Source organism: Nocardia colli (genome assembly GCF_008704205.1).
GTDB lineage: Bacteria > Actinomycetota > Actinomycetes > Mycobacteriales > Mycobacteriaceae > Nocardia > Nocardia colli.
Genome location: NZ_VXLC01000015.1, coordinates 42,378 through 55,132, shown reverse-complemented (window position 1 = coordinate 55,132; position 12,755 = coordinate 42,378). Strand labels below are relative to the sequence as shown.

The window sequence follows — 12,755 nt, the reverse complement described above, 5'->3', positions numbered from 1 at the left end:
GAATGCCCGTAAACCAATGCGCCGCCGGGCGGCACACGTTCAGCGGCGGCAGCGCGACGCCAGGGTTTCCGGCCTGCCGTCGGGATCGGCCGGTGTACGTCCGGCCTCGCACACGTCGCGATCGGGATGCTCGGATTCGCGCCAGCCGTCCAGCACGCGTCCGGTGTTGTTGGCGTCGACGAACACGACCCACTGCACAGGCTGCTTACCCTGCGCACCTTGGCTTTTGACCGTGACCTTGTATGCGGGGACCGCCACGCCGGCAGCGGAGCTCCTGGCCGCCAGTTTCGGGTCGTACCACATGGCGACCGTCGCGCCGACGGCCAACTTGTCCCGTGACTGCTTGGTCTCGGTGGCGAGCGTGCGCAGCGCGGTGGCGGCGACCGCGGCGGGCGGCGTGCTCACCCCGGCCGGGTACTTGCCCTGAACCTTGTGCGTCAGTGCGCCACTGGCCGAGGTGAGCGAGCCGTCAGCGGCCAGCGATTGCGCGACCGTCGCGCCGAAGACCGGCACCGAGTCGATCTGCTGCCGCAGCCGGACCGTGGCGCCCTGGCCGGCCTGGAACGCCTTGTCCACCACGAGGCTGCCGACCGTTTCGGCGCCGAAGGCCTGCTGGACGGTCTGCGCTTGCGCCTGCGCGATCGCTGGGGCCTCGGACGGGGTGCCCGACGGCTTCGGCAGCGGGTTCTTGAAGATGACCTGCGCGATGATCCCGTCGGGATCGGTGAACGGATTCTTCGGCAGGGTCGGGAGTTCGAAGATGCCGGGCGTGGTGGGCGACGTCGGAACGACGGTCGTCGCGGTCGGCGGGGTGGTGGTCGTCGACGTGGTCGGCGACGGAGGTGTGGTCGGCGCCGATGTCGTCGGCTCGGTCGTCGGGGAAAACGTCGTCGACGGAGCGGTATACGTGGTGGTCGGCGATGTGTCGGTCGTCGCGGTGGTCGGCGACAGCGTCGAGGGATCGGTCGGCGTAGTGGTCGACGGATCGGTCGGCGTGGTGGTCGGCGACGACGTCGAAGGGGTTGCCGGCGGTGTGGTTGTCGTTGGCTGGGCGAGGGCACCGGAGCTGGTCGTGAAAGCCGTTGCCGCTAAAACGAACACCGCGGTAGCGGTGAAGCGAGCCGCCCTTCGATGTGGGTGTTTCATATCCAAGTAGAAACACACCGCGGGCGATATTTTCGACTGGGGAGATACTGGGGAGTTCGTATCACGGGTTAATTAATTAGCCCGTAGCGCTAATCCGGCGAAGTGTCCCGCACGTGCGCTCGGGCAACCCGCCTTTCGGCGCAAGTGCGACGAATTGTGCGGCCGCCGAGCCGTATCGACGCCACCGGGACAGCACCCCGCGACGGTGCCCGCCGACAGGCCTTCGGCCCCGCGATCGACGCGCGCCGCCCGAGCGGGTGTACGCCGGGCCGAAAAAACGCCGACGCTCGGAAGCGCCGGCGAGGTGAATCGCGGTACCGAAGCCTCGTCGGTGCGCGACCTGCAAATTAATTCGATTCGCAAGTCACGCACCGTCTCCCGAGGTAAAATCCGTCGTCATTTACTGTGCAGCCGATCGCCGATTCGGGTCGCGAAGTCCTGCCAGTTCGCCGCGTTCTGCCGGGCCATATCCAGCACGAGATTCAAACAGTGTTCCGGGATGCGATCGGCCAGATCGAGCGATTGCGTGGGTGTCCGCGGACTGGCGTCGAGCCAGCGCAGCACCGTTCGTCCGGTCTCGGTCAGCCGCAGCGACGGATCGCGCCGCAGGCTCTGTAAGACCGAGGAGGGGCAAACCCGTTCGGGCGGCGCCGGATCGGGTGCGAGCGGCGCTCCGTCGCTGCCGTCGCAGGGCTTTTTCCGGCGCTGGTGTTCGACGTCCGGACGACGCACCCGGCGCATCCGGCCGTCGCGCCCTAGTCGGTGCCTCGTCTGGGGAACATCCCCAGACGACTGCCTGCGCACCGCGCCGACCGTCTTGTGGTCCAGCCCGGCGACTTCGGCGACCTTGCGATCCGACCACAGCGGATACATCCGCATGATCCGCAGCGAGGCGGCTTTGCGATCGAGAATCGACAGCGGCAGGCCGTGCGCGATGTTGGCCTGCACCGCGAGCACGAACGCCTCCTCCTCGGTGCCGTCGAAGAATTGTGCCCGGATGACGGTGTCCCCCTTCAATTTCGCGGCCTTCAGACGGTGCACGCCGTCGATCAGCCGCATGGTTTCTCGATGCACCAGGATCGGCGGCAGTTCCGCCTCCGTCGTCGCTAGCACCTGCGTATGCGCCGAGTCCTCAGCACGCACGCGCAGTGCGCCGCTGATGTCTATCGACTCGATAGGAATCTCGATGACTACGTCGGCAACTCCGACTCTCGCATCGTCGTCCACGTTCAACCTGTGTTCACTCACGGCGGTACTCCTGCGTCGAAGCCGAGATCATTCCGTAGCACACTTCGCCCCGCTGCCAGTACCGATCCGAACCACCACAACAAGCGGGACGAATCGATGCGGTAGGCACGGCGCTGTGCCGGGTCAGCAGTGACTAACTAGCGCGGACAGCAATATTTCACATTGGCAGAGTTCCGGCAACGATACGGTGTCGAAAGCCCCCTGCATTCGCAATCTGCGGATCGCCAGCGTGATTCGTGGCGTTATTTGTGAATGGTGTTAACCCCGAGATCAAACGCGTCACCTTTCGGAAACATTTCGGAACCTACCAGTTCCAGCCCGAAACAGGCAGCAGCGCGGATACGCTTAAGAGTTGGACTTCGACGCCGGCCACGAAGGCGATGCCGGACATGCTTGTACGCCACCATATATGGCGTGATCAAGTCCCGAAGCGCGACGACCGACCAGTCGCCACGATGACAACAAATGAAATCGGCGAACAATTCGAATCCGGACACAACAAACCGACGGCATTCCTGACCGAAGGAATAACCGTTCGACCTACACCACGTGCCTCAGGCACACCAATTGGGAGTACGTGTCCAAGTCCCCTCTCGCACACGAAGAACAAGGCGGAGCCCGCCTTGTTCTCAACGATTTCAGCCGAGGAACTCATCTGCCCGAACATCCCTCAGTTCCGACCCATCCTATCATCGGACCTCCCACCGAGCAGGGCGACGGACGAAATACTCCGGGTCCCCCCACCCTGCGAGAGACCATACAGCAGAGCATGTTTCGGCGATATGCGGTCGGCGCGACCGAAAACTTGTCAGTGGGCCGATCGCCGAGGTCGCGCCGGATTCCGGCCGTGCAACCGCACAGCACAGCGTCGGCGTCCTTGTGACACAACACATCACTGGCCTGATCGGACACCGCGGGCGGACCCGCTACACCCTGAGTCCGAACGCCCCTCGATGCGGAATCACCCCTAGCACTGCGGTACCGACGGCAAATAGCGCTGCGGCGTGATGCTCAGTCAGGCAACCGATTTCTAGGGTCGAGACATGATCGACAACGAACGCGAATCAGCTGCTCACAACGTCTCCGGGCGTTCCACTCGGTGGCGCGGCGGGCTGGCCCTCGCCGTGGCCGCGGTCGCCGCCGCGGGTCTGGTCGGCGCGACCGCGGGCAGCGCGAGCGCCGCACCCGCCGGCGATTGCCTCTGGGCGGGAACGGGTTACGCGCAGGGCACGGCGGTCACGGCCGGCGGCCGCGCATTCACCTGTGCCACAGATCAACTCGGCGCACCGCGCTGGGTCCGGGGCGCGGACGCCCGCACTCCGAGCACCGTCGCGAACCCCGGCGCCACCGGCGCACCGACCGGAAACTTCAGTGCGGGCGCTCAGCAGCCCGGCACCGAATACACCGACTACTGCGTCGGCACCCAGCTCGTGGGCGGCAGCGAGTCGGTGTACGAGGTGGTCTCGGACGCGTCGGGCGCGCTGCGCTGGAAGGCGGCCGGGCCGATCTCCCAGTGGGTCTTCACCCCCGGCACCGGCCCGGTGCCCACCACCCGCTCGGCCAGCCTGTGCCAGCCGGATCAGGTGCTCTGGCCGGAGCTGAACCGATAGCCGAATCAGTAAGCGATGAACAAGATCTCGTCGCGCGAGTAGTCGTGACCCGGATGATTCTCGGCCAGGTGGGCCTGTGTCTTGGCCACAAGATCGTCCTCGTCGGTGCCGACGATGGCTTCTCCGCAGGGGCAGTTCAGGTTTCGCTTCATCAGGTGTCCTTTCCTCTCGTTCGCCAGTCTAAGGGGACGCGTCCACAGCGGCTTGGTCCTCTGGGGGTACTCCCCTACGCATCCCGGGGTACATCGACTCCTCCGTCGGGGTGACGCGCAGGTGAGGCGGGTTTTGCCATGATGGCGCCGAGCCGAACGTCGAGGAGGACCACCGAAGTGTTCACATTGCGCCGCTGCGCGCTGGCGCTGACCGCCGCCCTGGCCGCGACCGTCCTGCTCACCGCGTGCGGGCAGGACAAGACCGAGCCGACCATCACCACCGCGGCGAAGATCACCCTGCCGCCGCTGAGCGGGCGCTACCCGGTCGGGACGACGGACCTGCATCTGGTGGATTCGCGCCAGGATCCGTGGCATCCGGCCGACAAGCGGGAACTGATGGTCACCGTGAGCTACCCCGCGAAGCGCGCCGGAGACCGCGCCGCCTGGATGTCGCCGGGCATGGCGGCCGCGATCGATCGGATGGCGACCGCGGATCCCGAGCAGGGGCTGACGCCCGGCACCATCGATTGGGGCGGCACCAAACGCCTGGCGAGCAACTCGGTCGAGGTGGATCGCACGGGCGGCGCCTGGCCCGTCGTGCTGTTCTCGCACGGCTTCGGGGTGGTGCGCGAGCTCAATTCGGTGCGCACCGACGACCTGGCCAGTCACGGCTACGTCGTCGTGTCCATCGCGCATACCTACGACGCGCAGACGGTCGAGTTCCCCGGTGGGCGCATGGTCACCAGCGACGCGAAGCCGGACCCGGCCTTCCTCGCGACCTCGATGGACACCCGGGTCGCGGACACGCGATTCGTGCTCGACCAGCTGGACCGGCTGCAACGGGGCGAGCACCCGGATGCCGAAAACCGCACGCTCCCAGCGGGGTTGGCGGGTGCGCTGGACCTGACGAAGGTCGGCATGTTCGGTCATTCGCTGGGCGGCTACACCGCGGGCGAGGCGATGTATCACGATCGGCGCATCGGCGCGGGGATCAACTTCGACGGCAGCATGAGCGTCGGCAAGCTCGGCGAGGTCACCCAGCACGGCGTGGATCGGCCGTTCATGCTGGTGGGCGCGGACGGCGTGAACCCGCAGACGGGGCGCAAATTCGAGCACTCGCACGTGGACGATTTCGACCCGAGTTGGGGTCAGTTCTGGGCCAACCAGCCGGGGTGGAAGCGGGACCTGCACTTCGACGGCGCCGCGCACATGAGCTTCACCGACTTGCAGGTCGCGGTGCCGCAATGCGCCGGCCTGCTGACGCCGAAGCTGCGCGAGCAAGGAGTCGGCACGATTCATCCGGCTCGCTCGGTGGACGCGCAGCAGGATTACATCGCGGCGTTCTTCGATCTGCACCTGAAGCAGATCGGCACGGACCTGTTCGACGGGAACAGTCCGCGGCATCCGGACACCCGGTTCATCCCCTGACCGAGGTCGCGCGGCACTGCCGCCTGCGAGACCAGCAGCGAGGTTGACCTAAGCTGCTGGTCTTATGGCCCTTCCCGCAACACTGCACAACTTCGCCGTCCAGCTGGCCGACGTCGATCGCGAGGTGTACCAGGATCTGGAGTTGCGGGTCGCGCGCCACCCGTCCGAGACCGCCGAGTTCATGATCACCCGGCTGCTCGCCTACTGCCTCGAGTACCGGGAAGGCATCGCGTTCAGTGAGGGTGGGGTCTCCTCCACCGATGAGCCCGCGGTGCTGGTCCGGGATATGACCGGACGGATCACGGCCTGGATCGAGGTCGGTGCGCCGGACGCCGAGCGGCTGCACCGCGGCAGCAAGCTGGCCGGGCGTGCGGCCATCTACACCCATCGCGACCCGGCGAAGGTGCTGGCGCAGCTCGCCGGCAAGCGTATTCACCGGGCCGAGGACATCCCGCTCTACAGCTTCGACCGCGACTTCATCGATGCCGCCGTCGCTGCGATCGACCGCCGCAATACCGCCACCCTGTCCGTCACCGAACGCTCGCTGTACCTCGATCTCAACGGCACGAACATCAGCGCGCCGATCGAGCAGCACGCACTCGTCTAGCGCCCTGCCGACCGCAGACGCACACCTTCTGATTTCCCGCACGGAGACTTGCCGCCCTGACACGCGTGCGGATGTCAAAAGGCGTGCGTCTGCGGCCTGAGGTGTCCGTTGCGGTGTTACCCTCGCGACTCATCTCATCACTGTGGAGGATCTGTTGAACCGTCCCATGCTGAATGTTCTTGCCGCCGGAGCCATTTCTCTGGCAATCGCCGTGCAGCCCGCGGTCGCCGCAGCCGCACCGGCGGTATCCGCAGCCACGATCACGGCTCCGTTCGACCCCATTTGCCCACTCTGCTTCGTCCGTGAATTCCTCGAAAGCGGTTCCGGACGTTAACAATCCGCCTTGACCGGGCGAGCAGTTCCGTTCGCCCGGTACGGGATCATCGACCGACGACCTCGTCACTGACCAGGCGAAGACGACGGGCCAGGTCGGAGACGAAGACCCGCTCCGGGTCGGCAAGATCGCGAATCCGCCGCCACTCGTCGAGCCGCGGATACATCGCCCGGACCATTTCCGGGGTCGTGCGCGAATCCTTCGCGAAATAGAGCCGTCCGCCCGCGGCCAGGACCCGTCGATCGAGGTCCGAGCAGAACTCGCCGAGGCCGGATTTGAGCGGGAAGTCCAAGCTGAGCATGAAACCGGGGTGCGGCCAGGACAGCGGCGCCCGGTTGCCCGGGCCCATGCGCTTGAACACGTTGAGGAACGACCGGTGCCCCGAGTGCGCGATCGCGCGCACCGTGTCGGCGAGCTGATCTTCGGCGCCGAACGGCATCGAGAACTGGTACTGCATGAAGCCGCGGCGACCGTAGGCGCGGTTCCACTCCCCCAGCAGATCCAGCGGATGATAGAACTGCGTCAGGTTCTGGATCCGGCCGCGCGCCTTCTGCGGGTACACCCGGTAGGCGGCTTCGGCGGCGATCCGGGAGGTGACGTTGTTGACCATCCCGTTCGGGAAGATGTCCGGCACGGTGAACAGTTGCGGCGCATCGAATTTCAGCGGATCCCGGCGCAATTTGACCGGCAGCTGATCGAGCTTGGCCAGCGAGCCGCGACTGAACGCCGCGCGGCCGACTCGGGCGCCGGTGCTGATCGTGTCCGGCACCGACATCGAGTACTCGTAGCCCTCGTCGGAACCGCCGGTCAGCAGTTCCATCGTCGCGTCGAGGTTGTCGGTGCGATCGTTGTCCACGATGAAATACGCGGTCTCGGTGTGCTTCATCCGCACCCGGGCCCGAACGATGATGCCGGTCAAGCCCATTCCGCCGACCGTGGCCCAGAACAGTTCCGCGTCAACGCCTTCCGGGGTGATCGTGCGCACCGAACCGTCGGCGGTCAGCAGGTCCATCGACAGCACGTGGTTGCCGAAACTGCCGTGCGAGTGATGGTTCTTGCCGTGGATGTCGGAGGCGATCGCCCCGCCGACCGTCACCTGCCGGGTGCCCGGCAGCACCGGAACCCACAGGCCGGACGGCAATACGGCGCGCATCAGTGCGTCGAGGCTGACACCAGCGTCGACATCGACCACCCCGCTGTCCGGATCGACACTGTGCACACGATCGAACACCGTCATATCGATGACGAGACCGCCGCCGTTCTGTGCCGGATCGCCGTAGCTGCGGCCGAGTCCGCGGGCGATGACACCGCGCGGCCCTGCCTCGCGCACGCTCTTCGCGACCGTGTCGATATCCGGCGTGGACAACACCCGCGCGACCGTCGACGCCGTCCGGCTCCAGCCGGTCAGTGCACGCTGATCGAGTACCGAGGCCCGCTCTCCGAAATTCACCAAGCCACCGTAGCGCAGTGCCGCAGATGCCCTGGCGGGGTTCGGCATTGGGCCTACGCAAGTTCGCGTTCGCCGGGCCGGTCGGCGGTGCGGAATAATTCAACAGTAAATTCTCGCAATTCTCCCCACTTCCACTGGGGAGAACTGGGTGATGTCTTTCATGTCACTATTCAAACAGTTGTTCAGAAATGGCGGCGTACCGCGCAGCCGTTCGCTGGGACAGCCTCTCGCGCAACAGATCTCGGTTCTTGTTCGGATGCCCAGCGGTCTCGGCGAGCAATTGTAAAAGTGCCCAGCGCAGCGGTATCGGGTTCGTCCTGCTGTTCAGCACCCGCCCTACCCCTGCACACCCCGAGCGAGATTCTCATGAACCGTAAACGTCTATTACCCATAGTCACCGCCTGCTTGGTCCTGTCGATCGGACCGGGCTCGGTGGCGGTGGCGGCACCGGAGGCCCAGACCGCGGATCCGGTTGCGGCCGCGCCCTTCTGCTACGAAGAACCATCCACCCCGCAGGCCGACATCAGCGACCTGAAGGCGCGCTTCAACCGGTCGAACTGGATGCCGACCCTGCAAGCCATGTACCAGCGGCGTTGGCCGAGCGGGCAGAAATTGGCGATCGCGCAGGCCAAGGATCAGTACTGGAATCAGTTCGTGGAGACGAGCAGTTTCGAGGCGTTCGCCGAGTCGATGATGGTGGCGATTCACGAGGAAACCCACATGTGGGACCTGGACGGGTCGCGCACCGAGTGGGACAAGTACACCGCGTCCTGGATCAACGCCGGCCAGCAGATGACGAACATCCCGCTGTACGCCGGTTTCCCGCGCAAGGAAATCCTGCCGTTGATCAAGGACAAGCTCAGCGACGACATGGACGGCATCTATCTGCGGGACAAGCAGCAGGGCGACTACCACTTGCAAGGCGTGACAGCGGAATTGAACGCCGGACTGATGGGTTTGCCCGCGGTCACCGTGGTGCAGGAGTACATCAAGGGCATCGGCGCCAGTAATTCCCGGGATATCGCCGCGACCAACCTCCGGTATCTGCTGCTGTACTTGCGCGTGGCCAAGGACAAGCACCCCGACTACTGGGCGAAGATCAAGAACGAGCCGAAGCTGCGCGACTGGGCACTGACCCAATTCCTGCGCACCGCTTACTGGTTGGAGAAGTCCGCGCCGTACTCCGGCAAACTCGGCAGCCCCAACGCCGACAAGATCACCGAGAAGAACTACGCGCCGGAGAACATCTCGATTCTCGAGGAGTTCACCGGTCGCAAGGTACGCACCGACGCCCAGAAGAACTGCACTGCTTGATATCCGGGGTGGAGTGAGATTGCCATCGGCTCGGCCCGCCGGTGGCAATCCCACTCGCGCTCACAGTTGTTTGACGACGACGCCGTTCTCATCGAGCATCGCGATGGAAGGGGTGCCGTCCATCGCGACGCGGAGCTGAATTCGCGGGCGCCCCTGGGGATCACACAGCGTCAGTGCGGTTCCGCTGTCGATGTCGACGGAAAGCTACACGCCCAGCGGATGTTTCGCGTCATCGAGCGGCGTCGTCGGATCGCCGATGTGGGTCATGGTCAGCGCGGCGCCGCCAATCTTGTCCTCCCACTTGGTCTGCAGGTGAATGGCGTCGCCGTTGGGGTAGTCGAGCGCGACCAGTGCCCCGCTGCTGGCGGCGATGATGCCACCCTTCTCGTCGCCGTTCTCGTCGTTGAAGGTCAGGTACGAGCCGTCCGGACCGCTCCGCTCCGCCGCCGGATATGTCTTGCCGCCCAGGATGATCGGCGACTTCTCCGGGTCCAGCCGGAAGCGCTGCTTGCCGCGACGATCGACCACCGTGAACGAACCCGCCACGGTCGACGTGTCCGGGTCTGCTTCGGTGACCTTCGTGGCCCCCACCCCGATCCCGATTCCGGCGACGGCCGCCGCGGACCGGACGATGATCGAACGCCGGTTGGTCATGCCACTTTCAGATTTTTCGTCTCCCGCCACCTCGACGATTCTATGGGTAGCGGCGCCTGGATATGATCTTCGGCACGGGCCGATTACGCCGACCGAGACCGAGATTGCCGCTATGCCTGAACACCCCGACCTCGCCGACGTGATCGAGGCGCTGCACTCGGACCTGGCCGAGTGGATGGGTTCGAACGCGCCACCCAAGGTGTTCGACCGGTTCGCCAATGCGCTGCACGACGATTTCTCCTCGGTGACCACGGTCGGGCAGGTCATCGATCGGGACACACTGCTGGCGGGCGTGTGGTCGGCGCGAAATGCGCAGCCGGGGTTCACCATCGAGATCAGCGACATCGAAGAGGTCGCGCAGAGCGGCACCATTCTCACCGTGCGTTTCACCGCGGAGAACCGGCAGGGCGAGGTCCGCAGCCGACGCCTGGTCACCGCGATCCTGCTCAGCGCAGACCACGGGTACCTGTGGCGGTTGGTTCACGAAACTACCGCTCCGGCAACCGAATAGGCCCGTTCAGTAGTATTGGACCAGGCAGAATTCGTGCCCCTCGGGATCGGTCATGACAACCACCACGCCTTGGTCGTAGTCGTGCCGTTCTCCGGTGGGCCGGCCACCGAGCGCGACGACCTGAGCGATGCCCGCATCGATATCGTCGACCGCGACGTCCAGATGCAGACGGACCTTGCCGCGCTTCGGCTCGGCCACGGGTTGAAACACCAGACGGGGCTGCGGATCGCCGCGCTCACCGAGGTACACCCATCCTGATCGAGACGGTCCACGCGGCCGATCGAGCAGCGCGCTCCAGAAGCCCGCAACCCGCTCCACATCGACACAGTCGACCGTCACGCCGACCCAGCGGTTCGTCATCTCGTCCGTACTCCCACGTCGTCGGGGTCCCCGCCGCAAACGCGGGCTACCTTGCTCCGGTGGCGTGTGTCGTAGAGCACGATTGCCACCGTAATCCGCCCCGGCCCCGATCGGAAGGCGGTGCGGCTCCGCCGCTTTCGGATCACACCCGACACCCGGGTGACGGACCTGCACACATATCCGCGCCCGCAGGGTTCGGCCAGTGCCGTATCGTGGTCGAGTCCCTGCCTCGAAGAATCCTTCGGCGGTTCGGACTCCCTGTTCCTTCGGTAGTGGATTCGAGGTGGTGACGTATCTCCCAGGTCGTGTAGTCGTCCGCAGTCCCCACGTTCAGCGTGCATGGGACCGGACGTCGCATAGGCCTGAGTTGCGTCACCCATCTGTCCTTTCCCGGGTGCGGCTCTGCCGGCTGCCCCGGGATTTCTTGTTTCCGGGCCGGGGCGGCGGTGAGCTCCCCGATTCCTGAATCAGGAGTCCTACCGTGAACTCCCCTGCTCGTACGTCATCGACGATGACGGCGGCCGCCAAGATCGCCCTGGCGGTCCTGCTGACCGGCGAACTCATGAACATCCTCGACGATTCGGTCGTCGTCACCGCGCTGCCCACCCTGCAACAGTCGCTCGGCGCCGGACCGGCCGCGTTGCAGTGGGTGACCGCGGGCTACGTGCTGACCTTCGCGCTCGGGCTGATCACCGGCGGCAGGCTGGGCGACATCTTCGGCCGGCGCAAGGTCTTCCTGCTCGGCACCGCCGGGTTCACCCTCGCCTCGCTGCTGTGCGGCGTCGCGGCCGGCCCCGGCATGCTGATCGCCGCCCGCGTGCTCCAGGGCGGTGCCGCCGCCGTGATGATCCCGCAGGTCCTGGCGACCGTGCACGTCATCTTCGACGGCGAAAACCGCAGCCGCGCCTTCGGTCTCTACGGGGCCGTCCTGTCGATGGGCAGCGTCCTGGGTCCGGTCCTGGGCGGCACACTGACCGAAGCCGACCTGTTCGGCCTCGCTTGGCGACCGATCTTCCTGATCAACGTGCCCATCGGCCTCGCCGTGATCGTCCTCGGACGCAGGTTCATCACCGAGTCGACCGCGACGAAGGCCGACCGGCTCGACCTCGTCGGCATGCTGCTGTCCGCCGCGGCCATGGTGCTGATTCTCTTCCCGCTCACCGAAGGACAGGCCCACGGTTGGCCGCTGTGGTGCTTCGCCATGCTCGCCTGCGGTCTGCTGGTACTCGGCGTCTTCCTGCGCCAGCAGCAGCGCCGCAAAGATGCCCCGCTGGTCGCGCTGTCGCTGTTCAAGGACAGGCAGTTCACCGGAGGTCTGTCGGCGCAGCTGATGCTGGGCCTGATGTGCGGCCTGTTCTTCATGACCTGGACGCTGTATCTGCAACACGGCCTGCGCATGAGTCCGCTGATGGCCGCCCTGGCCTTCATGATGCTCGCGCTCGGCGAGCTGGCCGGAGCGATCGCCGCGACGAAGACCGCGGGACGGTTCGCCCGCCGCCTGCCCCAGACCGGAGCCCTGATCGCCCTCGCCGCGATGACGGCCTACGGGATCCAGGTCAGCGGCGGGAACGACGAGGTGACCTTGCTCGCGATGGCCGTCCCCGTGGTGCTGCTCGGGTTCGGCCTCGGCATGATCGGCGGACCCATCGCCGATCTGACGCTCGCGAAGGTTCCGCACGAGCACGCCGGTTCGGCTTCGGGCCTGTTCAACACCGCATTACAGCTGGGCTACGCCCTCGGCATCGCCATGACCGCGTTGGTGTTCTTCGCGGCCACCGGCGGCACACCCGACGGCGCGGCCAACCGCGAGGCGTTCACCGGCGTGCTCTGGTGGGTCGGCGGCGTCTTCGCGGTGATGTGGGGCTTGATGTTCTTCCTGCCCAGGCACACCGAGGTCGAGTAGGACAGACCGCGCCAGGTAACGACACCTGGCGCGGTCGG

Annotated in this window: 12 protein-coding genes; 6 read left to right on the top strand and 6 right to left on the bottom strand. The window is 65.9% G+C overall.

Annotation, left to right across the window (positions count from 1 at the left end):
* Nucleotides 1-39 precede the first annotated feature (39 nt).
* Together F3087_RS27385 and F3087_RS27380 are read right to left on the bottom strand one after the other, a co-directional pair.
* A complete protein-coding gene (locus tag F3087_RS27385; RefSeq protein WP_191094162.1) occupies nucleotides 40-1,146 on the bottom strand; it encodes a hypothetical protein in 1,107 nt (368 codons plus the stop codon).
* 396 nt (nucleotides 1,147-1,542) lie between these two features.
* A complete protein-coding gene (locus tag F3087_RS27380) occupies nucleotides 1,543-2,394 on the bottom strand; it encodes a ParB/RepB/Spo0J family partition protein (protein WP_150404937.1) in 852 nt (283 codons plus the stop codon).
* 1,043 nt (nucleotides 2,395-3,437) lie between these two features.
* On the opposite strand from F3087_RS27380, the gene F3087_RS27375 reads away from it, so the two are divergent.
* The gene (locus F3087_RS27375) at nucleotides 3,438-4,004 is read left to right on the top strand and encodes a hypothetical protein (protein WP_150404936.1); all 567 of its coding nucleotides are present in this window, start codon (nucleotides 3,438-3,440) and stop codon (nucleotides 4,002-4,004) included.
* Between the two features lie 5 nt (nucleotides 4,005-4,009).
* Here the strand turns inward: F3087_RS27375 and F3087_RS27370 are convergent, their stop codons facing one another.
* Nucleotides 4,010-4,156, bottom strand: coding sequence for a DUF1059 domain-containing protein (locus F3087_RS27370; RefSeq protein WP_150404935.1), 147 nt, complete (start codon nucleotides 4,154-4,156; stop codon nucleotides 4,010-4,012).
* Between the two features lie 177 nt (nucleotides 4,157-4,333).
* Between F3087_RS27370 and F3087_RS27365 the strand changes: the two genes are divergently transcribed.
* Both F3087_RS27365 and F3087_RS27360 read left to right on the top strand, forming a co-directional pair.
* On the top strand, nucleotides 4,334-5,584 hold the full coding sequence (locus F3087_RS27365; protein WP_223885379.1) for an alpha/beta hydrolase family protein: 1,251 nt from the start codon (nucleotides 4,334-4,336) through the stop codon (nucleotides 5,582-5,584).
* Nucleotides 5,585-5,648: 64 nt separating this feature from the next.
* Nucleotides 5,649-6,191, top strand: a complete 543-nt coding sequence (locus tag F3087_RS27360; protein ID WP_150404934.1) for a YaeQ family protein — start codon at nucleotides 5,649-5,651, stop codon at nucleotides 6,189-6,191.
* A gap of 380 nt (nucleotides 6,192-6,571) precedes the next feature.
* On the opposite strand, the gene F3087_RS27355 is transcribed toward F3087_RS27360, so the two are convergent.
* The gene (locus tag F3087_RS27355) at nucleotides 6,572-7,975 is read right to left on the bottom strand and encodes an FAD-binding oxidoreductase (protein ID WP_223885378.1); all 1,404 of its coding nucleotides are present in this window, start codon (nucleotides 7,973-7,975) and stop codon (nucleotides 6,572-6,574) included.
* Nucleotides 7,976-8,341: 366 nt separating this feature from the next.
* Between F3087_RS27355 and F3087_RS27350 the strand changes: the two genes are divergently transcribed.
* A complete protein-coding gene (locus tag F3087_RS27350) occupies nucleotides 8,342-9,289 on the top strand; it encodes a hypothetical protein (protein ID WP_223885377.1) in 948 nt (315 codons plus the stop codon).
* Between the two features lie 204 nt (nucleotides 9,290-9,493).
* Here F3087_RS27350 and F3087_RS27345 read toward each other — a convergent pair whose 3' ends face one another.
* Nucleotides 9,494-9,943: a hypothetical protein gene (locus tag F3087_RS27345; protein ID WP_150404932.1), complete on the bottom strand. Its 450-nt coding sequence runs from the start codon at nucleotides 9,941-9,943 to the stop codon at nucleotides 9,494-9,496.
* Between the two features lie 112 nt (nucleotides 9,944-10,055).
* On the opposite strand from F3087_RS27345, the gene F3087_RS27340 reads away from it, so the two are divergent.
* Complete coding sequence (locus tag F3087_RS27340) at nucleotides 10,056-10,454, top strand: DUF4440 domain-containing protein (protein WP_150404931.1); 399 nt, start codon at nucleotides 10,056-10,058, stop codon at nucleotides 10,452-10,454.
* 6 nt (nucleotides 10,455-10,460) lie between these two features.
* On the opposite strand, the gene F3087_RS27335 is transcribed toward F3087_RS27340, so the two are convergent.
* The gene (locus tag F3087_RS27335; protein WP_150404930.1) at nucleotides 10,461-10,814 is read right to left on the bottom strand and encodes a VOC family protein; all 354 of its coding nucleotides are present in this window, start codon (nucleotides 10,812-10,814) and stop codon (nucleotides 10,461-10,463) included.
* 481 nt (nucleotides 10,815-11,295) lie between these two features.
* On the opposite strand from F3087_RS27335, the gene F3087_RS27330 reads away from it, so the two are divergent.
* Nucleotides 11,296-12,717 carry an MFS transporter gene (locus F3087_RS27330; protein WP_223885376.1) on the top strand — a complete coding sequence of 474 codons (1,422 nt, stop codon included), beginning with the start codon at nucleotides 11,296-11,298 and terminating at the stop codon, nucleotides 12,715-12,717.
* Nucleotides 12,718-12,755 lie beyond the last annotated feature (38 nt).